The sequence below is a fragment of the Curtobacterium flaccumfaciens pv. betae genome (genome assembly GCF_026241855.1).
Classification (GTDB): Bacteria; Actinomycetota; Actinomycetes; order Actinomycetales; family Microbacteriaceae; genus Curtobacterium; species Curtobacterium flaccumfaciens.
In genome coordinates this window covers 3048404-3074168 of record NZ_JAPJDC010000001.1, presented here as the reverse complement: position 1 = coordinate 3074168, position 25765 = coordinate 3048404, and the positions used below count along the sequence as shown (strand labels likewise).

Sequence of the window (25765 nt, the reverse complement as noted above, 5' to 3'; positions counted from 1 at the left end):
GCACCGAGTGAGCAGGAGACGTCGGGTCGCCCGAGGGCACCCAACGTCTTCTGCTCACTGGATCCACCGTCGTCGCCCGGTTGGTTGCATGGAGGCGTGACGGAACTGGTGCTGCAGGACTTCCCGGCCGCCCTGAACGTGGTGTGCTCCGCGCTGCTCGTGGTCGCCGTGGGCTGTGCCGTGTTCGTGGCGGTCGACGTGGTGCGTCGGCCGCCGCAGATGCGCGTCATGGCGTTCGTGTGGCCGCTCACGATGCTCTTCGGCAGCGTCGTGTGGCTCGTCTTCTACCTGCGTCGGGGGCGGGCGACGGCGCCCGGCCACGGACGGTGGGCGGGCACAGTGATCGACACGAGCCACTGCGGGGCCGGGTGCGCCCTCGGTGACCTGATCGGCGAGTTCGGGCTCGCGGCGTTCCCGGCGCTCGGGGTGGCGGTCGGCCTGGGCGCGCTCTACCAGGACCGGATGATCGCCGGGTGGATCGTCGACTTCGTCATCGCGTTCGTGCTCGGCATCGTGTTCCAGTACTTCGCCATCGCGCCGATGCGGGGCCTCGGCGTCCGGGCCGGGCTCGTCGCCGCGCTCAAGGCCGACGCGCTGTCGATCATCGCGTGGCAGGTGGGCATGTACGGATTGATGGCGGTGTGGCAGCTCGTCGTGTTCCCGGCACTCGTCGGCGGGCGCGCGAGCGTCTTCTCGCCGGAGTTCTGGGTGGCGATGCAGCTGGCGATGGTGGCCGGCTTCGTCTGCTCGTACCCCGTGAACGTGTGGCTGGTGCGTCGGGGCATCAAGGAGGCCATGTGACGGACCAGCAAACAGACGGGAGGCCCGGTGCCAGCTGGCACCGGGCCTCCGTCCGTTCTGTGGTCGCGCTACGGGCGCAGGAGCACCTTGCCGACGCGGCCCGCGGTGTCGCTGGCGCGCACGGCGTCGCGGACCTGCTCGAAGGCGAAGGTCTCGGCGACGGGGAGCGTCAGCGAGCCGTCGAGCACGCGGGTGATGAGCTCACCGAAGAGCTGCCCCTTCGTCTCGGCCGGCATCGTCTTGCTGACGACGGAGCCCCAGAAGCCCTTCACGGTGAGCTGGCCGAAGATGACCTTGCCCGACGGGATCTCGAGCGTCGGCGACGCCATCGCGCCGAAGACGACGAGGGTGGCGTTCTCGCCCAGCACGGAGGCGATGTCGCCAGCGGCCTTGCCACCGACCGACTCGACGCCGGCGATGATCGGTGCACCACCGGTGATCGCGGCGACCTGGTCCTGCCAGTCGTCCGCGTCGGTGGCGACGATGCGCTCGATGCCCTGCTCGCGGAGCTCGTCGACACCGGCGGCGCGACGGACGAGTCCGATCACGTTGATGCCGCGGGCGGCACCGAGCTGGGCGACCATGCGACCGACCGCACCGTTGGCGGCGTTCTGGATGATCCAGTCGCCCTCGTGCAGGTCGAGCGAGTGCAGCAGGCTGATGGCGCTGAACGGCATCGAGACGAGCTGGGCGGCGGCCTCGTCGGTCATCGCATCCGGCACCGGGACGAGCCCGGCGGCGTTCGCGGTGTAGTACTCGGCCCAGACGCCGAAGGCACCGCCGGCGACGCGCTGGCCGACCTGCAGGTTCGTGACGCCGTCGCCGAGGGCCTCGACGACGCCGAGTGCCTCGGTGCCCGAGGCGGCGGGCAGCTCCGGCTTGAAGCCGTAGGTGCCGCGGACGGTCCACAGGTCGTGGTTGTGGATGGGGGAGAGGACCGTGCGGACGAGGACCTCGCCGGCGCCGGGCGTCGGGACGGGGCGCTCCTGCACCTCGAGGACGTCGGCGGGCTCGGCGAACGTCTCGTGGACGACGGCGCGCATGGTGGTGGGGGTGGTGGTGCTCATGGGTCAGTCCTCCGAGACGACGATGGTGACGTCGATGTTGCCGCGGGTCGCGTTCGAGTACGGGCAGACCTGGTGGGCCGCGTCGGCGAGGGCCTGGGCCTGGTCGTGCTCCAGGCCGGGGATGACGACCTCGAGCATGACGGCGAGCTGGTAGCCACCGTTGCCGTTCGGGCCGATCGACACGCGACCGCCGACGGACGAGTCGGTGATCTTCACCTTCTGGCTGCGGGCGACGCCCTGCAGTGCGGAGTGGAAGCAGGCGGCGTAACCGGCGGCGAAGAGCTGCTCGGGGTTGGCGCCGTTGCCGGAGCCACCCATCTCCTTGGGGATGGCGAGGTCGAACTCGACCGTGCCGTCGCTCGTGGCGACGTGACCGTTGCGGCCTTCGCCGGTGGCCAGGGCCTCGGCGGTGTAGAGGGTTTCCATGGGGTTCCTTCCTTGTGGGGCGGATCGTGAAGTTGGTGGGTGTGCGGCGTGCTCTCGCGCTCCGCGACAGTTCACGGGCGCACGGGGGCGTGAGGTGTCGCTCAGTGCGAAACGGCGCCAGCGCCAGCGCCAGCGGCACCGGCGGGGTCGGCCGCCGCGTGCATCGTCTCGGTCAGCCGGTGCAGCGTCGCGATGAGCTCGGCGGCCGCGCGTTCGTCGGCCAGGCCCATGCCTGCGGCGATCCGCGCGGGGATGCCGCTCAGCTCGGACCGCAGTTCGCGGCCGCGGTCACCGACGGTCACCGTGACGACGCGCTCGTCGGTGCTGCGGCGCTCGCGGCGGACCAGGTCGCTCTGCTCCATGCGGCGGAGCAGTGGCGAGAGGGTGCCGGAGTCGAGCTGCAGGTGTTCGCCGAGACCGGAGACGGTCTGGTCGCCCTCGACCCACAGGGTCACGAGCACCAGGTACTGCGGGTACGTCAGGCCCCAGGGTTCGAGCATCGTGCGGTACGCCTGCGTGGTGGCGCGGGACGCCGCGTAGAGGGAGAAGCACACCATCTCGTCGGTCACGGGCATGCGTCCACACTGTCACGCAACCCAGTTGTGTGCAACCTACATCGACGGTTCGCAGGCGAGCTCACAGCGAGCACCGGGCAGGTGCCCCGCCTCGGCGAGTGCGGCCTGGGCGTCCCGGAACGACGAGTAGGGCACGTGCACGCCGCGGACGTCCCGGTAGTCGGTCAGGCCCGGACCGGCCCAGTACACGACCCCGTCGTCACCGACCTCGGCGATCGCCCGGCGGATCGCCCGCGCCGGGTCCGGCTCCTCGACGACCAGCGCGTCGTGCCCGCTCGCTCGCGCACCCTCGACGATGGCCGCCCGGATCGGGGCCGGGTCCTCGAACCGCGGGTGGTGGTCGGCCACGACGACGACGTCGGCGGCCTCGGCCGACACCGCACCCATCGCCGCCCGCTTGCTCGGGTCCCGGTCGCCGTCCGCCCCGAGGACGATCCCGACCCGGCCCGGTGCGAACGCCCGCACCGCCTGCAGGCTCTTCGCGAAGGCGTCCGGGGTGTGCGCGAAGTCCACGAAGACACGAGGCCCGGTCGCGGCCGATGCGTCCGCCATCCGCCCGGGGACGACGACGTCGAGACGACCCTCGGTCGCGTCGAGCAGGGCCGCGACGGGCACCCCGGCGGTCGCGAGCATCGCCACCGCCAGCCCGGCGTTCGCCGCCATGTGCACGCCGAGCAGCGGGAGGTCGAGGTCGAACGTCGTGCCGTCCGGTGTGGTCAGGCTCGAACGGGTGCCGTCGGGCCGCTGCTCCCGCACCAGGACGGTCCAGTCGGCCCCGGCCGCGGGGTCCGTCGAGATCGTCGTCACCAGGACCGTCGCCCGCTCGACGACGCGTCGACCGGCGGGGGAGTCGAGTGACACGACGCCAGCCCGCGACCGAGCCGGCGTGAACAGCAGGGCCTTGGCCGCCAGGTACTCGTCCATGTCGGCGTAGTCGTCGAGGTGGTCGTGTGACAGGTTCGTGAAGCCCGCCACGTCGAACCGGACGCCGTCGGTGCGGTGGCGGGAGAGGCCCTGCGCACTCACCTCGAGGGCGGCACCGTCGACCCCGCGTTCGGCGGCGCGTGCCAGGAACGCGTGCAGTTCGGGGGCCTCCGGTGTCGTCAGCGCACTCGGCAGCGACTCGTCGTCGACACGGCGCTCCACCGTGCTGCTGATCGCCGACCGCCACCCGAGCCGGCGCATCAGGGCGTCGAGCAGGTGCACCGTCGACGTCTTGCCGTTCGTGCCGGTCACCCCGAACAGCGGGAACGACAGCGATTCCGTGCCGGCGAGGAGCCGTGCGACGGCGCCCAGGTGTGCGCGGACGTCGGGCACGACGACGACCGGCAGCCCGCTCCGTCGCGCCGCGGCCTGCCCGTCCGGGTCCGTCAGCACCGCGGCGGCACCGGCGTCGCGCGCCACCTCGGCGTACTGCGCGCCGTGTGTGACGCGGCCGGGGAGCGCGGCGAACAGCATCCCCGGCCGGAGCTCGTCGGTGGCGAGCGCCAGGCCAGCCACCGGGACGGCACCGGGGCCGCCAGCGGCACCACCACCGGCACCGTCGCCGGGCCCGTCGACGCCGAGTGCTCGGGCGAGCACGTCGAGTCGGACCGGGTTCGGGCGGTCCGGTCGGAAGGCGTGCGGCATCGCGGCTCCTCGTCGTGGGCGGACCCCGATGGTGCGCCGCGCTCCCGGAACGGCGTCCCAGGTCCGCCCGCAGCGCACGACGAACACGCCGACGGCCCGGACGGTTAGGCTGACGTGACCCAAGATGACCAGCAGCGACCTCGACAACACCACGACCCCCGGCAACGGATCGGCGTCGTCCCACGGCAAGACGATCCTGATCGGTGAGCACGCCGTGGTCTACGGCGCACCCGCTCTCGTCCTGCCGGTGCTCGACGCGCGGGTCGTGGCGACGGTCACGCCGGTCGCCGCCGACGCCGAGCAGCCCGGTCACAGCCTGCAGTCGACCGTGCACACCGGCCCCCTCGACCTCGCACCCGCGGCCGTGATGCCGACCGTCACCGCCGTCACCGCGACCCTGCGCCACTTCGGGGTCACCGACCGCCACTTCCACGTCCGGGTCGACAGCGAGGTCCCGACCGCCCGCGGCATGGGCTCGAGCGCCGCGGTCGCCGCCGCCGTGACCGCCGCCGTCGCCGATGCCCTGGGCGAGACCCTCGACGTCGAGACCCACCACGAGCTCATCCAGGAGTGCGAGCGCGTCGCCCACGGCCGACCGTCCGGCCTCGACGCCCGGGGCGTCGTCGCGTCCGCGCCGGTCTGGTTCGAGGGCGGCCGGATCGAACCCGTCACGCTCGGCGCCCGGTTCACCTTCGTCGTTGCGGACACCGGCGTCCCCGGGCACACCCGCGAGGCCGTCTCGGCCGTCCGCGCCCGCCACGACCAGGACCCGGTCGGTGTCGGCGCCGTGATCGACCGGATCGGCGCGCTCGCCCGGCGCGCACGGGGGACACTCGAGGACGGCGATGCCCAGGGTCTGGGTGCCACCATGGACGCCGCGCACGACCTGCTCAGCACACTCGACGTGTCGAGTGACGACCTGGACCGGCTCGTCGACGCCGCACGCGCTGCGGACGCCCTCGGCGCGAAGCTCACCGGCGGCGGGCGGGGCGGGTGCGTCCTCGCGCTCGCCACGGACGACGACCACGCGGACCGCATCGCGGCCGCACTCCGCGGCGCAGGGGCCGCAGCCACCTGGACCACCACGATCGGAGCCCGCGCTTGCTGACAGCCACCGCCGTCGCGCACCCCAACATCGCCCTCGTCAAGTACTGGGGGAAGGCGGACGCGCAGCTCGCGCTGCCCGCCACGGGCAGCGTCTCGATGGGGCTCGACGTGTTCCCGACGACGACCACCGTCACGGTGGACGGCGGACGGGAGGCGCGTGACGCGTTCACGCTGAACGGTCACGTCGTCGACGACGGTGCGCTGGTGCGCGTGCAGCAGTTCCTCGACCTGGTGCGCGAACTCGCGGGGTCGTCCGAGCGGGCGTCGGTGGTGTCCGAGAACACGGTCCCGACCGGTGCCGGGCTGGCCTCGAGCGCGTCCGGCTTCGCCGCACTGGCGACCGCCGCTGCCGCGGCCTACGGCCTCGACCTGTCGCCGCGCGACCTGTCCCGTCTGGCCCGTCGCGGTTCCGGCTCGGCCACGCGTTCGATCCCCGGCGGTGTCGCCGTCTGGCACGCGGGCGACGACCAGGGCTCCTTCGCCGAGCCGATCCCGGCCCCGCCGATGGCGATGGTCGTGGTCACGATCGACGCCGGACCGAAGCCGATCGGGTCGCGCGAGGCCATGCGCCGCACCATCGCGACGTCGCCCTTCTACCCGGCCTGGGTGACCTCGACGACCGAGACCGTCGGCGACATGCTCACGGCCTGCGCGGCCGGCGACTTCACCCGCATCGGCGAGATCACCGAGAGCAACGCGCTCCGCATGCACGCGACGATCGAGGGCGCGTTCCCGCCGATCCGCTACCTCAACGCCCGCAGCGTCGCCGTGTTCGACGCCGTCGCCGAGCTGCGCGCCGGTGGCACCGAGGCCTACGCCACGGCCGACGCGGGCCCGAACGTCGTCGTGCTCACGAAGCCGCAGGACCGGGCGGCGGTCGCCGGGGCGCTCGCGTCGCTGGGGGACGTCATCGAGTCCGGCACCGGACCTGCCGCGCGGGTGCTCCGCTCCGAAGAGATCGGGAGCAATCCCGACCAGAAGGAGTCCGCGCAGTGATCGAGTTCCGTGCACACGGCAAGCTGTTCGTCGCCGGCGAGTACGCCGTCGTCGAGCCGGGCCAGCCGTCCGTCCTGATCGCCCTCGACCGCGCCATCACGGCGAAGGTGCGCGAGGGCCACGGCGCGGGCAGCGTGCACTCCGAGGAGTACGGACACCTGCCGCTCACGTGGACCCGTGCCGAGGACGGCCTGGCGCTCGACCGTGAGCACCACCCGTACGACTACGTGATGGCCACGATCGACCTGGTCGAGAAGCTCCGCGCCGAGCACGGCATCGCCCCGCGGTTCCACGACCTGCGCATCGAGAGCCAACTGGACGACGCCAGCGGCCGGAAGTTCGGGCTCGGGTCGTCGGCCGCGGTCACCGTCGCCACGGTCGGCGCCCTCGACCGCTTCTACGGCATCGGCCTGACGCAGCGTCAGCGCTTCCAGGTCGCGCTGCTCGCCACCATCCGGGTGAACCCCCGGGCCTCCGGTGGCGACCTCGCCGCGAGCACGTTCGGCGGCTGGCTGCGCTACAGCGCCCCCGACCGCGAGCGCCTCGCCGCGATGCTCGGCGACCACGCCGTGTCCGCGATCCTGACGGACGCCGACGCCTGGGACGGCTTCGACGTCCAGCGGCTGCCCGCTCCCGAGAACCTGCAGCTGCTCGTCGGCTGGACCGGCTCGCCCGCGTCCACCACGAAGCTCGTCGACGTGGTGCGTCGGCACCGCAACGGCGGGTACCAGGCGTTCCTCGACGAGAGCCGCAGCGCCGTCGACGACCTGACCACGGGCCTCCAGACCGGCGACGCCGAGCGCACGCTCGGTGCCCTCCGACGCGCCCGCGGGCTGTTGCAGCGCCTCGGTGCGTCCGTCGGGTCGCAGATCGAGACCGAGCGTCTCGCGACCCTGTGCGACGTCGTCGAGGCCGCGGGCGGGGCGGCGAAGCCGTCCGGGGCCGGCGGCGGCGACTGCGGCATCGCGCTCGTCCCGGCGGACACCGACCCCGCCGGCATCCACCGCGCCTGGGAGGCGCACGACATCAGACACCTCAGCGTCGCGGTGCGAGCACCAGAAGGAGCCCTCGATGAGTGACCTGCTCACACCGATCCCCACCAAGTGGGTCGGCCCGATCCGCGTCAGCGGCAACACCGTGCAGGGGGAGCACGAGGTCCCCCTCGCCACCTACGAGTCGCCGCTCTGGCCGTCCGTCGGCCGGGGTGCCCGCATCTCGCGCATGGTCGAGGACGGCATCGTCGCGACCGTCGTCGACGAGCGCATGACCCGCTCCGTCGTGGTCCGTGCCGACAGCGCCGCCGCAGCCCACGTCGCCGCGGGCCAGATCCTCGCGCGCCAGGACGAGCTCGCCGCGATCGTGTCCGGACAGAGCCGGTTCGCCAAGCTCATCGAGGTGCACCCGGAGATCGTCGGGGACCTGCTGTTCCTGCGCTTCGCGTTCACCACCGGCGACGCCTCCGGCCACAACATGGTCACGCAGGCGGCGGACAAGCTGCTGCCGGCGATCCTGGACTGGCAGCCGGGCCTGCGGTACGTCTCGGTGTCGGGCAACTTCTGCACCGACAAGAAGGCCACCGCGGTGAACGGTATCCGTGGCCGCGGCCGCAACACCATCGCCGAGATCGTGATCCCCGGCGAGATCGTCGAGAAGCGCCTGCGGTCGAGCACCGCGCGCATCGTCGAGCTCAACATCGCGAAGAACCTGATCGGGTCGACGATCGCCGGGGCCATCCGCTCGGCGAACGCGCACTACGCGAACATGCTGCTCGGCTTCTACCTGGCCACCGGACAGGACGCCGCCAACATCGTCGAGGGTTCGCAGGGCATCACGAGCGCCGAGGACCGCGACGGCGACCTGTACTTCGCGACCTCGCTGCCGCACCTGATCGTCGGCACGGTCGGCAACGGCAAGGGCGGGGACCTGCCCGTCGTCGAGGACGCCCTGGTGCGCCTCGGCTGCCGCGAGGACCGCGCGCCGGGCGGGAACGCCCGCCGCCTCGCCGCCCTGTGCGCCGCGACCGTCCTGTGCGGGGAGCTCTCGCTCCTCGCCGCACAGACCAACCCGGGTGAGCTGATGGCCGCCCACGTCGCCATGGAACGCCGCGGCGCGAAGCCCGCAGGGGGTGCGGCATGACCGGCGTCGGCATCCACGACATCGCGATCGCGACCGGGCACCACGTGCTCGAGCTCGACGACCTGGCCGAGCGGCTCGGCGTCGACCCGGCGAAGTACCACGTCGGCATCGGGCAGGACGCCTTCAGCGTGCCCGCGCCCGACGAGGACATCGTCACGATGGGCGCCGCGGCGGCGAAGGAGCTCATCGACCGGCACGGCGTCGAGGGCATCCGCACGGTGCTGTTCGCCACCGAGTCCGGCGTCGACCAGTCGAAGGCCGCCGGCGTGTACGTGCACGGCCTGCTCGGGCTGCCGAAGGCCGTCCGCGTGGTCGAGCTGAAGCAGGCCTGCTACGGCGGGATGGCCGCGGTGCAGCTCGCACTCGGCATCGTCGCCCGCGCCCCGCACGAGCGGGTGCTCGTCATCGCCGCCGACGTCGCCCGGTACGACGTCGACACCCCGGCCGAGCCGACCCAGGGTGCCGGTGCCGCCGCGATCCTGGTGTCCGCCGACCCCGACCTGATCAAGATCGAGCCGGCGGCGGGTGTCTACACGGCGGACGTCGACGACTTCTGGCGGCCGAACGACCGCTCCACCGCGCTGGTCGACGGTCGGCTCTCGGTGAGCGCGTACGTCAACGCCTTCGTCGGCGCCTGGGACGACCTGGCGGAACAGGGCGGCCCGGCGTACGACGACATCGCCCGGTTCGTGCACCACCAGCCCTTCACCAAGATGGCGATCAAGGCGCACCGCAAGCTCACGCAGCACGTCGGCGCACCGTTCGACGAGGCCGACCTGGCGATCGGGTTCACCTACAACCGGCAGACCGGCAACACCTACACGGCGTCGCTCTGGATCGGGCTCGCAGCGCTGCTCGACCTGGACGACGACCTGGCGGGGGAGCGGCTCGGCCTGTTCAGCTACGGCTCGGGCAGCGTCGGTGAGCTCATCACCGGCACCGTCCGGCCCGACTACCGCGAGCACCGTCGTGCGGGTCGTGTGCGGTCGCTGCTCGAGGCACGGGTCCCGCTGACGGTCGACGCGTACCGCGCGCTGCACGCCGCGGGTGCCGCCACCAGCGAGGACGTCGAGCGTCCGCGCGTCACGACCGCGCCGTTCCGCTTCGCGGGCGTGCGCGGTGGCGCGCGGCACTACGAGGCGTCCTAGACCGGCACGAGGCGTCCTGGACCGGACACCGCAGACGGACGGGAGGCCCGTGGCGGCGCCGCCACGGGCCTCCCGTCCGTCTGCTGGTCACGCTGCGGACAGGACCTCGCGCTCCAGCCGCCGGTAGCTGGCCTCCATGCCCTCCGTCATGCCGGTCGCGAGGATCGCGTCCCGCTGCTGGCGGTCCGGGTAGGTGACGAGCAGCGTCATGAGCGTGACGCCGTCGTCCTCGTCGAACTGCAGGTCGTTCGTGTTCGGCGGGAAGGGCGCCCCGGTCATGCGCTCGGTCGACACCATCCGGCGTTCGGGTTCGACGACGAGGTTCTCGCCCTCGAACCCGAAGGGCTCACCCTCGGTGTCACCCGTCGGCGCCCAGGCCTGCCGGAACACGCCGCCCGGGGTCAGGTCGTTCTCGTACACCGTCATCTCCCACCCGTCGGGGCCGAGCAGCCACCGGCGCACCAGGTCGGGCTCGGTGTGTGCCCGCCAGAGCAGGTGCCGCGGCGCCGCGAACGCCCGGGTGATCCGGACGTGGGTGTCGTCGAGGACCTCGGTCTCGGTGCCCGCACCCAGCGCCCACTCGCGCAGGTCGGCGAGCACCCGGTCGAGCTGGCCGAACGCCTGCTGGTAGCCCTCGAGCATGCCCATCTGGAGCATCGCGTCGAGGTCGGCGGCCGAGGCGAACGAGGACACCACGGTGACCCGCGAGCCGTCGTCGGCCGGGCCGAACGACAACACGGTCTCGCCCGCGGGCAGTGATTCGTCGACCGTGCCCTGGGGGTCGGTGAACAGGTCACGGAAGACGATGCGGCGGGGCTCGTCGACCTCGGTGACCTGCCAGACGGCGTGGAACCGCTCGCCCTGCGGGGACGTCATCCGGTAGTCGGCACGGCCGCCGGGGCGCAGGTCGAACGTCGTGAACGTCGCGGGGAACCCGGGCGGTCCCCAGAACCGCTCGAGCTGGCGCGGGTCGGCGAAGGCGGCCCAGAGGCGTTCGACGGGGACGGGGAACTCGGCGACGAGGGTCATCGAGAGGGTGTCGGGATCGGTGTGGACGGACGTGGTGGGCATCATCGCTCCTGGTGTCGTCGGGGGTCGTCTGGTGCTGGGTGTCCGGACGCGTCGCCGTCGAGCAGGTCGCCCAGGCGGTTCATCCGGCTGTGCCAGAGGCGGCCGTAGGCGTCGAGGAGATCACGGACCCGGTCGAGCTGCTCCGGTTCGGCGCGCACGATGCGGGTGCGGCCGCGGGCCTCCTTGCTCACGAGTCCGGCTCCTTCGAGGACGGCGACGTGCTTCTGGACGGCGGCGAACGACATCGAGTAGGCGTCCGCGAGCTCGCTCACGGACGACGACCCGACGAGCGTGCGCCGGACGATGTCACGACGGGTCGCGTCGGCCAGTGCGTGGAACACCCGGTCGACCTCGGCGTCGGACAGTTCGATTCGTACAACCATTTGGTTGTAGGTTACGTCCGGCCGGTCTCGTCCACAAGGGGGACCTGCCGGTAGTCTTGCCGCGGAGATCGGAGGGGCGATGGCGGAGCAGCTGGGTGCGTCCGGTGCCGTCCGTGCCCTCGTCGCCACCCTGCCCCGTGCGCCGCAGCTGTCCGACGTGGTGACCGGCGTCGGTCGGATGGTCGGCAAGCCCACGCGCGTCGTCGACGTCGACGGCCCGAGCTGGGGTCCGCTCACCGCGCTCGTGTCGCAGTTCGAGCACGAGAACCTGGTGCTCGTGCCGGCCGACGCACCGCCGCTCTACCGCATGCACTGCGTGCTGCACGAGCTCGGGCACCTGGTGCACGGCGACGTCGGCACCCCCACCCCGTCGTCCGTCGCCGAGTTCGTCGCCGGGGGCCACGTCTGCCGTCGTGCCCTCGACGCCGACTCCGGGCTCGTGAGCATCTCCGACGACGACGAGCACTTCGCCGAACGGTTCGCCTACGAGCTCGCGACGGTCCTGCTCGCCGGGGCCACGGGCGCGGACGAGCGGGCCTACGGCTGATGGCCGTCCTGCACGCCGCGGCCTTCTGGTTCGCGGCGCTGATCTTGCTCGCCCGCACGCCGTACGTGTTGCGGAACCCCCGTGGTCGGGCGGCCTGGGGTGCCACCGGCGTCGGGGCGCTCGGGCTCCTGACCCTCGGCAGCGTCGTGCCGCAGCCGGTGCTCGACGGTGCCCTGGGCGGCTCGAACCTCATCAACCTGGTGCAGAACGTCTGCGCGACCGTCGCGTTCTGGCTGATGCTGCGCGCGAGCACGGACGACCTGCCGGAGCGCCCGGTGCTCGCCAGGCCGGTGGCGCTGCTCGTCGTGGTCGTGGCCTTCACGGTGCCGTTCCTGCTGGTCGAGGAGCGCGGCGGGACCGACTTCCACTTCATCGTGCGCGAGATCGAGCAGACCCCGATGTGGCTCTACGCGACCGTCTACATGGTGGGCGTGGGACTGATCGCCGCGACGACACTGCGCCGCGGCGTGCTGCAGAACCCGGTGGCGCTCGTGGTGTTCCGCGTCGGGCTCGCGCTGGTGGTCGTGGCGAGCGTCGACGAGGTCGCCTCGCTCACCGCCGACCACTTCGGGCTCTTCCCGGCCGGGGTGCGGGACGGCCTGCGCCTGGCCTTCGACCCGCCGTTCTACCTCGGCATCGTGCTCATCGTCGTGGCGATGGCCTCGCTGACGTTCCGGCGGTGGGGCCGTGACCTGCGCCACCGCGGGCACCACCGACGCCTGCGCCGCATCGCCCGGCGGCACGCGGTGCGGGCGGTCGAGCGGCCGGGGGACCCGCAGGCCCGGACCTACGACCTGGTCATCGCGATCCGCGACGCCGAGGTGCAGGGCCGGACCCTCGACGACGCCGAACTCGCGCAGGTGCGGTCGGCGGAACGGACCCTGACCCGGAGCCTCGGAGGATGACGGCGTGACGATCGTGTGGTGGGTGCTCGGAGCGCTCGTGGTGCTGGCGGCGGTGTCCCTGGCGGTCCTGGTCGTCCTGCGGAAGGTCGTCGGCAGGATCGTGCTGCCCGGTGGCGATCGGTGGACGCCCGTGCTCGAGTCCGACGCCGACTCCGTCCGGCTGCCGATCACCGACGACACCGTGCGGCCGGGGGAGTACGGGCTGTGGCACGACGGCCCGGGGCACACCACCGTCGGGCCGGTGCTCGAGGTCGACGAAGCCGCCGGGTTCGTGCGCCGGGCCGTGGTGCGGACGACCGGCGCGGTGTCGTCGCGGGTGCGGTGGAGCGGACACGTGCACCCGGACCCGGCGGCGATGGACGTCGACTGGTCCGAGGTGTCGCTGCCGACGCCGGTGGGGCCGGCACCCGCGTGGGTGGTGCGGCCCGGGCCGGACGGTGCTGCACGCCCGGACCGCGGTGCTGAGCAGGGTGCCGACTCCGTGGCTGCCCGGGGTGCCGATCCCGCGGCCGCCCGGACCTGGGCCGTCCACGTGCACGGGATCCGGACGACCCGGGTCACCGCGCTCCGGACCGTCCCCGCCGCGCTCGAGCTCGGCTGGACCTCGATCGTCCCGTCGTTCCGCGGGGACGGCGAAGCACCGTGGGAAGGCCGGGCCTCGCACCTCGGCGCGCGCGAGTGGGCCGACGTCGAAGCGGCGCTCGACCACGCCGTCGCGAACGGCGCCGAACGGCTCGTCATCGTGGGGTGGTCGATGGGCGCGACGATCACGCACGAACTCCTCGCCCGTTCGGCGCACCGTGGCCGCCTGGCCGGGATCGTGCTCGTCGCCCCGGCACTGGACTGGGCCGTCACCGTCCGGTCCCAGGCCCGTCGCGCGGGGCTGCCCGGCCCTGTGGTGGGCGCTGCCCTCGAGGCGATGGCGACACCGGGCCTCTGCCGGACGGTGGGGCTGCGCTCGCCGGTCGACGTGCGCGTGCTGTCCTGGTTGCGCGCACCCCGGCCGCTGCCACCGACCCTGCTCATCCACTCCACCGGCGACACCACGGTGCCGTTCTCGGCCAGTCAGGAGTTCGCCGACGCCCACCCCGGCACGGTGACCCTGGCGGTCAGCGAGCCGGCCGAGCACGCCTGGGAGCGCAACGTCGACGCCGCCTGGTTCGACCGCACCATCACCACCTGGGCGTCTGGTCTCGCGCACACCGGAGCGCAGGAGTAGAAGGAGCCATGGGGCAGCTCATCTACGACGGCCGACCGCTCGACCTGCGGATCGACGACCGCGCGCTCACGCACCTGCAGATCGTCATCGTCAACATGCTCCGGCGTGACCACCGGTTCGCGTTCTCGTGGAAGGACGACGTCGTCCACGGCAACGGTCGCAGCACGATCTGGCTGCACCCCAACGTGAGCCTGCACTTCAAGTTCACCGGCAGTCGGGTGCCGTCGATCAACCGCAGCTGGCTCGAGGACCTCTACGCCTCGGCCACCTCGGGGTCGGGGCTCGTGCTGACGCCGGAGCCGGCGGACACCAGCACGGCGGACGACTCGGCGTGGTCGCGGGCGGTGGCACCCGGCGACGCGGACGACGCCTCGGGGACGCCGAGCGGGAGCACCGCGCGCTGATCGCGGCAGCAGTAGCACAGCGGGTTGATCCGGGTCAACGGGTTCCGCTCGAACTCCACACCTCGTACGGTTTCCGTACCGCGGTTCGCTGTCGTCCCCCCGCACCGGCCTGCTAGGGCGCCGGTGCTGGCAGTGTCCGCGGCAGGAGGGGAACCCGAACAGCCCGTGACGCACAGCGAGTCCGGTGCCGACCAACCACCGGTGACCGAGACGAGCGAGGGACGTGAGTCCCGGATCAGGGGACTCCCTGCTCGGGTCGCCGACGCCACGCGTCGGTGATGCGTGCGTCACGCTGCGGGGCTCGCCGGTCCGCCCCCATCGACCGGCGCTCCTCCGGGACCGCCCCGGCCATCGGATTCGGGTTCCGTGGCCGGGGCGGACTCATCACGTCTGCACGCGGATCCGCCGTCAGGTCCGTGTGCGGCTCAGTAGACGTCGCGCACGTACCGCTTCGCGCGACGCATGTCGGCCAGGTACGCCTGCGCGTCGTCCTCGCCGCGCCCGCGTCCGGTCCGGATGACCTGGAGCAGCGCTGCTTCGACGTCCTTCGCCATGCGTGAGGCGTCGCCGCAGACGTACACGTGGCCGCCGTCCTCGAGCCAGGCGAAGAGCTCCGCCGAGCGCTCGAGCATCCGCGTCTGCACGTAGACCTTCTCGGCCTGGTCGCGCGAGAACGCCAGGTCGAGGCGGTCGAGCACGCCCTGTTCCTGCAGCTCGGTGAGTTCGTCCTGGTACACGAAGTCGGTGTCCCGGTGCTGGTCCCCGAAGAACAGCCAGTTGCGCCCGGTCGCCCCGGACACCGCGCGCTCGTGCAGGAACCCGCGGAACGGGGCGACACCGGTGCCCGGGCCGATCATGATCATCGGGGCCGACTCGTCCGCCGGCACCCCGAACGACGCGTTCGGCTGCAGGTAGACGTCGACGGTGCCGTCCGGGTCGACCCGGTCGGCCAGGAACGTCGACGCCACACCGGCGTACATCCGGTGCGGGTCGCCGTAGCGCACCGACGCGATGGTCAGGTGGATGCGGTCCGGGTGCGCCAGCGGGCTCGACGAGATCGAGTACTGCCGCGCCTGCAGCGGCCGCAGGTTCGGCAGCAGCTCGTCGAGTCCCGGGGCGGCCGGGCCGGCGTCGCGGAGCAGGTCGAGGACGTCGCGTCCCCAGAGCCAACGGTCCAGCTCGTGCTTGTCGCCGTGCGCCACGACGGCCGCGAGCTCGCTCGACGGCGCGCGCTGCACCAGGTCGGCGATGAGGTCCTTCGAGGGCGTCCGGATCTCACGGTCGGTCCGCAGGACCTCGGTGATCGGCCGGCCGTCGAACGCCTCGCCGCCGTTGGCGCCGACCTGCTCGAGCAGGTCCGCCACGAAGACCTCGTCGTTGATCGGTACGACCGCCAGGGCGTCGCCGGCCGCGTACTCGATGCCCGAGTCGCCGAGGTCGAACTCGTAGTGACGGATCTCCTTCGCGCTGCGCGGCGAGGAGAGCAGCCGGTTCTCGACCAGGCGGGACGGGTACGGGTTGCGCTTGTTCCACTGCGACCCCGGCCGGGAGGCACGGCTCGCGCCCGCCCCGCCGGTCGCGCCGGCACCGTCGCCGGCGCCACCGCCCGTGGTCGCGCCGGGTGCGGCCGTCGCGCCGGCCTCGGCGGCGAGGCGGTCGAGGACCGCCGCGGTCCACAGCGCGGCCGGGTCCTCGAAGTCGACGTCGCAGTCGACGCGGTCGTGGATCCTGGTCGCGCCGAGCTGCTCGAACCGGGTGTCGAGGAGCTTGCCGGCCTGGCAGAACTCGTCGTAGCTCGTGTCGCCGAGGCCCAGGACGGCGTACTGCAGCCCCTCGAGCCGCGGCACGGTGCTCGCCTGGATCGCGTCCCAGAACAGCCCGGCGTTGTCGGGCATCTCGCCCTCGCCGTAGGTCGAGGTGACGACGAGCACGTGCGACATCTCGGCGAGCTGCTCGGGGGTGACGGCGTCGAGCGCACTGGCACGACCGCCGAGTCCGCGGGCCTTCGCGCCGGCAACGAGCTCGTCGGCCAGGAACTCGGCGTTGCCGGTCTGGGTGCCGAAGAGCACGTCGATCGTCGTCGTGGGTGCGCTGGCCGCGACCTTCTTGCCGGCGGCGGCGATGCCCGCGATGAACCCGGCGAGCCAGGACTCCTGGGCGGCCGAGAACGGTGCGTCGACGGGGATCAGCGACCCGGTCGGGGGGAGCAGACTCACGCGGTCACCGCCTCGGTCGGCGCCTGCGGTGCCCGGCGGGCGATGTCCTCGAGCGCCGCGGTGGCGAGCAGCTCGTCGAAGCGGGCCTCGCGGACGCGGCCGTCGTTCTTGGCGTTCTGGTGCATGATCCACCCCGTGGTGCCCGGCGCGTCCATGCTGCGGTTGTTCCGCTGCGTGAGCGCGCGCTTGTAGTCGTCGAGCCGCTTGATCGCGATGAGCGTGGCGAGCTGGTCGTCGGCGAACCGGTCGAGCGTGCCGCGCAGGTACTTCACGACGCGCTGCTTGACGGAGAAGTCCTCGGTGAGCACGAGGTTCTTGACGGCCTCGGCGACCCGCGGGTCGGCGGCGCCGCGCGCACCCGGGACGCGCTCGAGGGCGACGTCCTGGGCGACCCCGAGCACCGTGTACGACGACAGCAGCGAGAACATGTCCTCGCCCTGGTCGCCGAGCGCCGGGGCGCGGCCGTCGAGCACCGTGCGCTGGTCGCGGTAGTCGAGCTTGAACGCGCGGAGCTTGTCGGTGGCGATCGAGGTCGCGAGCTCGTCGAGGAGCTCGGGCCGGGTCGCCGCCGCGAGGATCTCGCCGGCGTCCTGCGTGAGCAGCAGGGCACGCGGCATGCCGACGTACACGTGCGCACGGGCGGTGTCCCACTCGGCGAGCAGCCGGTCGGCCAGGGCCGAACCCGTCGCCTCGAGGTGCCACTCGAGCAGCAGGCGGGCGGCGGCCTCGTGGAACGCACCGCGCTCGGTGTCGGTGACCGGGAACACCAGGAGCGAGTCCGTGCTGGCACGCTCGGCGACCTGGCCGGAGGGGTCGTACTGGTACAGGAACCCGCCGGACATGCCGTTGCCGAGGCCCTTGCCGAACGCGCCGAGGTTGAACACGGCGCCGCCGGTCATGTACTCGCAGCCGAAGTCGCCGAGGCCCTCGACGACGGCGGTCGCGCCGGAGTTGCGGACGGCGAACCGGTCGCCGGCCTCGCCCTCGACGAAGGTGCGGCCGCCGGTGGCCCCGAACAGCGCGAAGTTGCCGACCAGGACGTTGCCGCCCTGTGCGGCGCTGCCGCCACCGGGGGCGCGGACGATGATCCGTCCGCCGCTCTGGCTCTTGCCGACACCGTCGTTCGCGGTGCCGGTGTGCTCGAGCACGACGCCGTCGTTGTTGAAGACGCCGTAGGACTGCCCGGCCGATCCCTGCGTGCGGATCGTGACCGCGCCGTCCACCAGTCGGCGGCGTCCGCGGTCGTCCGTCGTCACGGCGGGCAGGCCCTGCACGTCCTCGGCGCGGAGCTCGTGGTTGAGCAGACGCTCGAGGTCGATGCCGAGCTGGCCACCGACCGACTTGTCGGCGTTGCCGAGCAGCACGCCGTGCACGAGCACGTGCTCCTGCGCGTGGTCGACGAGGGCGGTGCGGACGCGCTCGAGCAGGGCGTCGTCGGTGTGGAAGTCCTTCTCCAGGTACTCCGGGTCCGCGACGATCTTCTCGGGCACCTGGGCGAGCAGGGCACGGGCGTCGAGCCGGCCGACGCTCGCCGGGTGGTCCAGGAGCTGGAGCAGGTCGGTCCGGCCGCGGGCCTCGCGCAGGGAGCGCAGGCCGAGACGGGCCAGGATCTGCCGCACGTCGTGGGCGATGTTGAGCAGGTACTGCGCGAGCGCGCGGGGGTCGCCCTCGAACGCCTCGGCGTTCGTGGTCAGGCCCGCCGGGCACTTCACGTTGCAGTTCTTCGCCATCACGCAGCCGAGCATCATGAGCGCGGTCGTGCCGAACTCGAAGCTGTCGCCGCCGAGCAGGGCGCTCGTGACGACGTCGCTGCCGGTCTGGTGCGCACCCGAGCAGCGGAGCGTGACCTTCTGGCGCAGGCCGTTCGCGACCAGGGCCTGGTGCACCTCGGCGACACCGATCTCCGCGGAGCGCCCGGCGTACTTCAGGCTGGTGACGGCCGCGGCGCCGGTGCCGCCGGTGTTGCCCGCGACGTTGATCACGTCGGCACCGGCCTTCGCGACGCCGACCGCGATGGTGCCGATGCCCTCGGACGAGACGAGCTTCACGATCACCCGGACGCGGGCGGCCTTGCAGTCGTGGATGAGCTGCGCGAGGTCCTCGATCGAGTACGTGTCGTGGTGCGGCGGCGGCGAGATCAGCTCGACGCCGGGCGTGCCACCCCGGGCCGCAGCGATGTCCACCGTGACCTTGGGTGCGGGCAGCTGGCCACCCTCGCCGGGCTTCGCGCCCTGGCCGATCTTGATCTCGAGCTCCTCGAGCATGGGGTCGGCGAGGTAGCCGGCCCAGATGCCGAACCGGCCCGAGGCGAACTGCTTGATGCGCGAGCCGCGGATGGTGCCGTAGCGGGAGTGGTGCTCGCCGCCCTCACCGCTGTTCGACATGCCACCGACCATGTTCGTGCCGTGCGCGACGGCCTCGTGGGCGGTGGCGACGAGCGCGCCGTGGCTCATCGCGCCGGACGCCAGGGTCCGGGTGATCTCGTGGGCCGGCTGCACCTCGTCGAGCTCGACGCTCGCCGGGGCGCTCTGCAGCAGTGCGAGCAGGGCGACGGCCGCACCGGTGGCGCGGAGCGTCACCCCGGTGTCGTCGACGGCGTCGACGTCGATCTGTCCGGGGTGGAGCAGCGCGAGGCCGTCCGCCAGGGCCGCGTGGCGCAGTGCACCCGTGGTCCCCGTCGACGTGAGTTCCAGGCGGAACCGCTCCGTGCCTCCCGGCAGGTCCTGGTCGTCCGACGGACGCGAGCCGGAGAGCCCGCGCACGGTGACGCTGGCGTTGCCGCTCGTCGAGAAGCGGCCGAGCTCGCGGGCGAAGTCCTCGGCGGTGTCGATCCCGGTGACGTCCGCGGGCAGCGCGAGCACGTCGCGGAGCGCGGCGGGGCGGCGGGACCGCTCGTCGTGGGTCGTCTGCAGGAACGTGACGTAGCCCGGCGTGATGCGGTGCGCGTCGATCTCGGCGTCGCTCAGCCGGTCGTACCCGGTGTTCCGGTACGCGGCGTCGGTGATGCCGAACGAGTCGTCGAGCTGGCCGAGCGTGAGCAGGCGCAGCGCGTCGGAGTCGCCGGAGCGTTCGAAGGCCGGGCGCTCCTCGGTCATGCCGCCGAACCCGCGGACGCTCGCGACGCCGAACGAGTGGCCGGCGCCGTCGGAGCGTTCCTTGAACAGGCCGAGCAGCGGGACCTGGCCCTCGGACGCCACCGTGCGGGCACGCTCGTGCCAGTCCGTCGCCGCCTGGGCGATGCGCGCGAAGCCGACGCCGCCGACCGGTGCCTGCATGTGCGGGAAGATCCGCGCGAGCACGTCGTCGCCGGTGTCGAGGTAGTTCGGCTCGAAGAACTCGCCACCGATGTAGCTCTCGGCGGTGCACAGGCCGACGCGGCCCATGGTCTTCGCCAGGGCCTTCTCGGCGGCCTTGCGGAACTGCTTGAGCGCCAGGTCGGTCGCGGTCAGCTCGCCGGCGGGTGCGGGTGCGGCGGGGTACTTCTCCTCCGCGCGCAGCCGAGCGCTCAAGCTGTACACAGCGGCGGCACCGAAGCCCAGCGCGGTCGCGACGTGGTGTGACGATGGCAGCTGACCGCTCTCCGCGACGACGGACACCCGCAGGCGCAGACCGGTCTCGATGAGCCGCTGGTTGACGGCGGCCACGGCCAGGATCACGGGGAGGGGCGCATGGGTCGACGACACCTCGCGGTCGGTCACGACCGCGATCCCGCCACCGCGCGCCGCGAACGCCTCGATCGCGTCGCACAGCGCGTCCAGCGCGCCGCGCATCGCGTCGGCGTTGGCCTGCTCGTCGGCGGGCACCGGCACGTAGAGCATGTCGAAGCGCTCGAGCGGCACGATGTCCTGCTCGCGCAGCCGCACCATGTCGAGGTGCCCGAGGATCGGCGACTGCACGACGAGCTGACGCCCCGTGGTGCCCGTGCCGTCCGGCTTCGCGCCGAGTGCCACGCGCATCGACATCCCGTCGGCCTCGCGGATCGAGTCGAGCGGCGGGTTCGTCACCTGGGCGAAGCGCTGCGAGAAGTACTTCGCCATGCCGCCCTCGGTGTCGCTCAGGGCGTTGATGGCGTTGCCGTAGCCCATCGCCGAGATGCGCTCCGACCCGTTCTGCAGCATCGGGTCGAGCATGAACCGGAAGCTCTCCTGGTTCAGCGAGTACGCCACGTACCGACCCGCGAGCGACAGGTCGCCGTCGTAGCCCAGGGTGGACGTCGTGCGCTCGTAGTCCGGAGCGGGCACGTCGTCCAGGTTCACGCGGGCGGCGTCGAGCAGGGTGCCGTAGTCACGGCGGGCCGCGAGCATGTGCAGCACCTCGCCCGTGCGCATGCGGGTGCCGGTGCGGTGGTCGACGACGAGCATGCCGCCGGCCTCGATGCGGCCGCGGTGCACGACCTCGTCGGCGTCGAACTCGACCTGGCCGGCCTCGGACGACACCATCAGGTACTCGGCCGTCTCGACGGTGCGCAGCGGGCGCAGGCCCAGGCGGTCCAGGCGGGCGCCGACGACGTCGCCGTCGCTGAAGATCACGGCGGCGGGACCGTCGTTCTTCTCCTCGTACAGCGAGAAGTACTCGAGCATGTCCCGGACGTCCGGGGTCAGGGTGCGGTCGTTCTCCCATGCCGGCGGCATGAGCGAGACCACGGCCTCGATGATCTCGAGCCCGTCGTCGAACACGCGGCTCTGCAGGGTCTGGTCGAGTCGGCTCGAGTCCGACTGCCCGGGCGGACGCACGATGCTCCGGGTGCGAGCCCGCGCGAGCGCCTCGTCCGACAGCCGGTTCTTGCGGTCGGTGTTCAGCTCGCCGTTGTGCGCCATCAGGCGGAACGGCTGCGCCATCGTCGGGTGCGGTTCGGTGTTCGTCGAGAACCGGGTGTGGAAGTACAGCGTCCGCACCGAGTGCCGGGGGTCGCGCAGGTCGGTGAAGTACCCGATCACCTCGCCGGAGTTCAGCCGGCCCTTCAGGATCTGGGTCCGGGCGCTGAGCGACAGCGGGTACAGGGCGGCGTGCTCGGCGCGCTCGGCGGCTGCCTGGGCGTAGGAGACCGCCTCGATGGCGAGCAGGGCGCGGTTCGCGGCGGCGTCGACCTCGGTGCGGTCCCAGTCGGACGGAGCACGGAAGACCCACTGCACGATCGGCAGCTGGTACTGCTCGGCCTCGGGGCGCGCGACGGAGTGGTCCACCGGGACGTCACGGACCAGCAGCAGTTCGAGGCCCTCGGCCGTGATGGCGTCCGTGACGGTCTGCTCGGCGCGGGCACGCTCGTCGGAGCCGTCCACTCCGTCGCTGCTCGGCACGAAGCAGTTCGCGACGCCGAAGTGCCCGGCGCGCAGCTGCTCGCCGGTGATGGCGCTGAAGAACTCCACCGACAGGTCGATGCTGACGCCCGCGCCGTCACCGACACCCTCGGCGGACTTGCCGCCGCGGTGCGGGATGGAGCACAGCGCTTCGTCGCCCTTGCGGATGACGTCGTGGCTCGGCGTCCCGTCGAGACGGGTGATGAAACCGACGCCGCAATCGCTCGATTCGCGGGCAGGGTCGTAGAGACCGAAAGAGGTGGGGTTCACGTGCGGGTCCAGTGGGGCGTTGCCGGCAGCGGACGGCGCGGGCTGCATCGATGGAGCGCTCGCCGCGGGCAGACCGATGGTGGCAGTCGGGCCCTGTGGGGTGGTGGTGCGGTAGGGCGATGCTACGGCTTGGTATACCGACCGTGCAACACGGGTGGTGTGGGGCGCGGCGCGGGGGTCTCCGGCTGGTGCGGGGTCGATCACTCGGTGCGAGGTCGCAGCGCCGCACGGAGCGGACGACCTCGCCCCGGATGGGCGGTGCGGCGGGCAGGTGCCGTGCTGCTCGCACCCGGTAGGCCCGCCGAGGTGGTGGTACCGGGGCGGATGGCTCCGGTCGTCTGCGCCCGCGGAACACCCACGCCTCAGATGACACGAACCGCACGCCCGTCGCCACCGGGTTGGCTGCCGCCAGCACCGAGATCTCCACACCGAGGCGGAGCGCTGTGGCCGAGGTGAGAACGAACACCACGTGAACGCAGCGGACACGACACCTGTTGTCCGGATACGGTCGACGCACGATGACGACCGAGCGCGACGACGCACGACGGACGGCCGTGCTGCTCCCCGGGGAGCGGCTGGGGCTGGCGCTCGACGAGCGGTGCCCGGAGTTCACGGAGCTGCTGCTCGCGCCACCGTTGCACGGGATCCGACCCGACGGGCACGACTGGCTCCGGCGTCGGTACGAGCAGATCGTCCCGCTCGTGCTCCCCGCGGCACTGCGCGCGGTCGAGCGTGGGGAACCACTCGATCCGGAGTGCCTGGTCCGGCTCCGCGAGGTCGCAGCCGCCAGCGCCGACGATCCGCAGGTCGACGTCTCGGTCGTGCTCCGCGGCGCCCTGCCCGCGATCCGTGTCTTCGCCCTCGTCATGCACACGGCCACCCGCGAGCACGCGACGACGATCGACCATGCCGGCCGGACGATGCTCGCGATGAGCCGGGCATCACTCGTGGCGCACGAACTCGGCTCGTGCTGGGCGGAGGCCTGGGCGCAGCACCGCGGAGGGGCGTCGGCGGACGCGACGACAGCACTCGGTACCGACGACATCGACCTGGTGGCGTCGGCGCCCGGCCTGGACGAGACCGAGGAGCGGATGCTGGCGCTCGCCGCCCGCGGGCTCTCGAACGACGCCATCGCCAAGGAGACCGCCTACAGCCGACAGGCCGTCGCCTGGCACCTCGGCCGGCTGATGAAGTCCTGGAACGCACCGAACCGGACGGCGCTGGTGTCGGTCGCCTTCGTCCGGGGCTGGATCCGGTCTCGGAGGGACTTCAGGCTGGCTGCACGCAACCGGCCGTCGGCGATCGAGGCGGCGCAGGCGGGCGACGACGCTCCCTGAGTCCGACAGCACACGGCGACGCCCCCGGAGACCGAGGTCCCAGGGGGCGTCGTCGATGAACGGGGAAGTCAGCCGCCGTTGACGTGGATGACGTTGTCGATGCGCTCGATGTTGCCGAACACACCCCAGTTCAGCCAGCCGCCGTCACCGTTGTTGGTGACCTTGCCGGGGCCCTTGAACCAGTAGATGACGTAGTTGCCACCCTTGATGTCGATCGACTGGGCGTCCGCGACGTCGCCCTCGACGGTGATGTCCTGGTTCTTGTTGACCACCGCGACGGTGAGGCGGTCGGGGTTGCCGGCGTTCCAGTAGCCGACGTCGAGCGCCGCCTGCACGGCACCGCCACGATCGCTCTGGTCGTTGACGGCGTCCTTGATCGCGTTGACGATCGCGACCGGGTCGAGGTTGACGTTGACGTTGCCGCCGACGGACGACGAGGTGCTGGGCGGCGCGGGCTCGGCGGCCTGCGCGGGGGCTGCGACGAACGCCCCGGCGATGACGGCGCCACCGAGGGCGGTGCCGGCGAGGAGCTTCACGGACTTGCGCTTGAACGAGTTCATGATCGTGTTTCCCATCTCTGCAGTGGTGACCCGTTCGGGTCGTCTTGCTCGGACAGGACCCAGCCTGCGTGCGCTCTGACGCGGATGCACGGGATGGGGCTCGACGTTGGTCGATCGTCTGACGATCCGGACCACGCCCGGATTTCGTGCTCAGCGACACCTCACGCCGTCGGCTGTGCGTGAGGTGTCGCTGAGCGCGTGAGAAGGCGTCCGAGCGCCCCGCTCCGCTCGGTCGCGCTCTCGGTCAGCGGGGCAGCAGGATCTGCACGATCGCGACGACCACGAGCGCCGCGATCGGGACGCCCGCGATCCACGCGCCCGCCCGCATCTGCGTCCGACGGATCGTGGGCGGTGCGTGCGAGGACCGCGCGAACTCGGTCGCGGCCACGAGCTCCGGCGCCGCGGCGGGCGGAGCGGGTTCCGGCTGGGGGCGGTCGTCCTCGAACGCCGGCACCTCGACCACCAGGTCGGTGGGGTCCGGGCGGCCCGGGAGCTTGTCGTACGAGTTCGTCACGGGGCCTCCTCGTCCGGCGTTCTCCGACCAGTATGCGACCCGGGCGGCACTCGGTGAGCAGGAGATGTCGAGTGCGGTCGCGGCACCCGACGTCTTCTGCTCACGAAGCGGCCGCAGCACCGCGTGCCGCCCCCTTGCACGGTGCGAGGGGGCGGTCTGCCGTGGTGCGAGGTTCCGCACTCGGTGCGAGGCACGCGGGGTCGCACGGAGTGTGGAACCTCGCACCGTTCGTGCGGCGCCCCTCGCACGGTGCGAGGGGGTCAGGCGTACCGCTGGGCTGCTCGGAGTGCGGCCCCGGTGTACGAGCCGCCGAACAGGAACACGTGCAGCAGCAGCGGCGCGAGCTGGTGGAGCTCGACGCGCTCCTGCCAGCCGTCGGCCAGCCGTGACTCCCGGTCGTAGGCGGCGAGCACCGTCTCGAGCCGGGGGAGCCCGAACAGCCCGAGCAGTGCCAGGTCGGTCTCCGCATGCCCGCCGTGGGCGATCGGGTCGATGAGCACGGCGCCGGTCGGTTCGGACGAGTCCGTCGGCCAGAGGACGTTGCCGGCCCACAGGTCACCGTGCAGGCGCGCGGGTCCGTCCCCGACGAGCGCGGGCTGCGGCGACCCGAGCGTGCCGTCCTGCACGCGCGAGGCGACCCGTTCGAACACGGCGGCCTCGGCGTGGTCGAACCCGCCGGCGTCGACGATGCGGCGGACGAAGTCACGGATGCGGTACTCGGCGAAGAACTCGCCCCAGGTCGTCGGTACCCGATCGGCCGCGACGAACGGCGTGCGCGAGCGGCCCATCCGCAGCGCCGCACCGCGGGTCCACTCGGTGGGCGGCGCACCCCAGTGGTCGGCACCGGCGGCGTGTGTGTGCGCGAGGGAGCGGCCGAACCGCTCGGCCTGGGCGGCGGTGGGGGAGCCGTCGGAGATCAGCTCGAGGTCGAGCACGGTCGGGGTCGGGCGCCCCAGCACACGGGCGATGCGGGTGCCGCCGGTGTCCTCGGCCTCGGCGAGCCAGGAGAGCCCGGCGGCTTCGGCTGCCGCTTCGTCCGCGGTGGTGAACGTCTTCACGTGCGTCTCGGCCATCGGCCCATCCTGCCGAGGGGGCACCGTCGACCGTTCAGCCGACGGTCACCCGGCGATCCGGCGATCCGGCGACCCGGCGACCCG

General features: G+C 72.5%; 22 protein-coding genes. 11 read left to right on the top strand and 11 right to left on the bottom strand.

All coding sequences use genetic code 11. The features are described from left to right. Window positions 1–96 precede the first annotated feature (96 nt). Complete coding sequence (locus ORG17_RS14400) at window positions 97–801, top strand: DUF4396 domain-containing protein (protein WP_301565320.1); 705 nt, start codon at window positions 97–99, stop codon at window positions 799–801. A gap of 68 nt (window positions 802–869) precedes the next feature. On the opposite strand, the gene ORG17_RS14395 is transcribed toward ORG17_RS14400, so the two are convergent. From ORG17_RS14395 to ORG17_RS14380, 4 genes are all read right to left on the bottom strand, one after another. Beyond that, window positions 870–1844 carry a zinc-binding dehydrogenase gene (locus tag ORG17_RS14395; protein ID WP_214527461.1) on the bottom strand — a complete coding sequence of 325 codons (975 nt, stop codon included), beginning with the start codon at window positions 1842–1844 and terminating at the stop codon, window positions 870–872. A gap of 27 nt (window positions 1845–1871) precedes the next feature. Further along, on the bottom strand, window positions 1872–2294 hold the full coding sequence (locus ORG17_RS14390) for an organic hydroperoxide resistance protein (protein WP_071406102.1): 423 nt from the start codon (window positions 2292–2294) through the stop codon (window positions 1872–1874). 101 nt (window positions 2295–2395) lie between these two features. Then, on the bottom strand, window positions 2396–2869 hold the full coding sequence (locus tag ORG17_RS14385) for a MarR family winged helix-turn-helix transcriptional regulator (RefSeq protein ID WP_214527449.1): 474 nt from the start codon (window positions 2867–2869) through the stop codon (window positions 2396–2398). A 36-nt stretch (window positions 2870–2905) separates the two neighbouring features. After that, complete coding sequence (locus ORG17_RS14380; RefSeq protein WP_214527448.1) at window positions 2906–4498, bottom strand: Mur ligase family protein; 1593 nt, start codon at window positions 4496–4498, stop codon at window positions 2906–2908. Window positions 4499–4622: 124 nt separating this feature from the next. On the opposite strand from ORG17_RS14380, the gene mvk reads away from it, so the two are divergent. The 5 genes from mvk to ORG17_RS14355 are packed head-to-tail and all read left to right on the top strand — an operon-like array spanning window position 4623 to window position 9885. Beyond that, window positions 4623–5606 (top strand): mevalonate kinase, encoded by a 984-nt coding sequence (gene mvk / locus ORG17_RS14375; RefSeq protein ID WP_214527447.1) that lies wholly within the window; start codon window positions 4623–4625, stop codon window positions 5604–5606. Continuing rightward, window positions 5600–6601, top strand: coding sequence for a diphosphomevalonate decarboxylase (mvaD, locus tag ORG17_RS14370; protein WP_071247062.1), 1002 nt, complete (start codon window positions 5600–5602; stop codon window positions 6599–6601). The genes mvk and mvaD overlap by 7 nt, the downstream gene beginning before the upstream one ends. Continuing rightward, on the top strand, window positions 6598–7680 hold the full coding sequence (locus ORG17_RS14365) for a phosphomevalonate kinase (protein WP_071247060.1): 1083 nt from the start codon (window positions 6598–6600) through the stop codon (window positions 7678–7680). The genes mvaD and ORG17_RS14365 overlap by 4 nt, the downstream gene beginning before the upstream one ends. Further along, window positions 7673–8737: a hydroxymethylglutaryl-CoA reductase gene (locus tag ORG17_RS14360; protein ID WP_214527446.1), complete on the top strand. Its 1065-nt coding sequence runs from the start codon at window positions 7673–7675 to the stop codon at window positions 8735–8737. Before ORG17_RS14365 ends, ORG17_RS14360 begins: the two co-directional genes overlap by 8 nt. Further along, window positions 8734–9885, top strand: coding sequence for a hydroxymethylglutaryl-CoA synthase (locus ORG17_RS14355; RefSeq protein ID WP_214527445.1), 1152 nt, complete (start codon window positions 8734–8736; stop codon window positions 9883–9885). Before ORG17_RS14360 ends, ORG17_RS14355 begins: the two co-directional genes overlap by 4 nt. Before the next feature lie 87 nt (window positions 9886–9972). Here ORG17_RS14355 and ORG17_RS14350 read toward each other — a convergent pair whose 3' ends face one another. Next, window positions 9973–10956, bottom strand: a complete 984-nt coding sequence (locus ORG17_RS14350; protein WP_214527444.1) for an SRPBCC family protein — start codon at window positions 10954–10956, stop codon at window positions 9973–9975. Continuing rightward, window positions 10956–11339 (bottom strand): ArsR/SmtB family transcription factor, encoded by a 384-nt coding sequence (locus ORG17_RS14345; protein WP_214527443.1) that lies wholly within the window; start codon window positions 11337–11339, stop codon window positions 10956–10958. Before ORG17_RS14345 ends, ORG17_RS14350 begins: the two co-directional genes overlap by 1 nt. Window positions 11340–11418: 79 nt before the next feature. On the opposite strand from ORG17_RS14345, the gene ORG17_RS14340 reads away from it, so the two are divergent. From ORG17_RS14340 to ORG17_RS14325, 4 genes are read left to right on the top strand one after another with little or no spacing between them, the layout of a single operon-like run. Next, window positions 11419–11886 (top strand): hypothetical protein, encoded by a 468-nt coding sequence (locus ORG17_RS14340; RefSeq protein WP_214527442.1) that lies wholly within the window; start codon window positions 11419–11421, stop codon window positions 11884–11886. Beyond that, window positions 11886–12791, top strand: a complete 906-nt coding sequence (locus ORG17_RS14335) for a hypothetical protein (RefSeq protein WP_214527441.1) — start codon at window positions 11886–11888, stop codon at window positions 12789–12791. The genes ORG17_RS14340 and ORG17_RS14335 overlap by 1 nt, the downstream gene beginning before the upstream one ends. Window positions 12792–12795: 4 nt before the next feature. Continuing rightward, window positions 12796–14010, top strand: a complete 1215-nt coding sequence (locus ORG17_RS14330; protein ID WP_214527440.1) for an alpha/beta hydrolase family protein — start codon at window positions 12796–12798, stop codon at window positions 14008–14010. A gap of 8 nt (window positions 14011–14018) precedes the next feature. After that, a complete protein-coding gene (locus ORG17_RS14325) occupies window positions 14019–14414 on the top strand; it encodes a DUF7882 family protein (RefSeq protein WP_214527439.1) in 396 nt (131 codons plus the stop codon). 425 nt (window positions 14415–14839) lie between these two features. On the opposite strand, the gene ORG17_RS14320 is transcribed toward ORG17_RS14325, so the two are convergent. After that, complete coding sequence (locus ORG17_RS14320; RefSeq protein WP_214527438.1) at window positions 14840–16630, bottom strand: sulfite reductase subunit alpha; 1791 nt, start codon at window positions 16628–16630, stop codon at window positions 14840–14842. Continuing rightward, window positions 16627–22197 carry a glutamate synthase-related protein gene (locus ORG17_RS14315; protein ID WP_214527437.1) on the bottom strand — a complete coding sequence of 1857 codons (5571 nt, stop codon included), beginning with the start codon at window positions 22195–22197 and terminating at the stop codon, window positions 16627–16629. Before ORG17_RS14315 ends, ORG17_RS14320 begins: the two co-directional genes overlap by 4 nt. Window positions 22198–22715: 518 nt before the next feature. Between ORG17_RS14315 and ORG17_RS14310 the strand changes: the two genes are divergently transcribed. After that, window positions 22716–23534, top strand: coding sequence for a helix-turn-helix transcriptional regulator (locus ORG17_RS14310; RefSeq protein WP_214527436.1), 819 nt, complete (start codon window positions 22716–22718; stop codon window positions 23532–23534). A gap of 68 nt (window positions 23535–23602) precedes the next feature. Here the strand turns inward: ORG17_RS14310 and ORG17_RS14305 are convergent, their stop codons facing one another. The 3 genes from ORG17_RS14305 to ORG17_RS14295 all read right to left on the bottom strand — a co-directional run bounded on the left by ORG17_RS14305 (window position 23603) and on the right by ORG17_RS14295 (window position 25681). After that, window positions 23603–24109: a hypothetical protein gene (locus tag ORG17_RS14305; RefSeq protein ID WP_231495687.1), complete on the bottom strand. Its 507-nt coding sequence runs from the start codon at window positions 24107–24109 to the stop codon at window positions 23603–23605. 229 nt (window positions 24110–24338) lie between these two features. Then, window positions 24339–24608, bottom strand: a complete 270-nt coding sequence (locus ORG17_RS14300; protein WP_214527435.1) for a hypothetical protein — start codon at window positions 24606–24608, stop codon at window positions 24339–24341. A gap of 260 nt (window positions 24609–24868) precedes the next feature. Further along, complete coding sequence (locus tag ORG17_RS14295; protein WP_214527434.1) at window positions 24869–25681, bottom strand: fructosamine kinase family protein; 813 nt, start codon at window positions 25679–25681, stop codon at window positions 24869–24871. Between the last annotated feature and the right edge of the window lie 84 nt (window positions 25682–25765).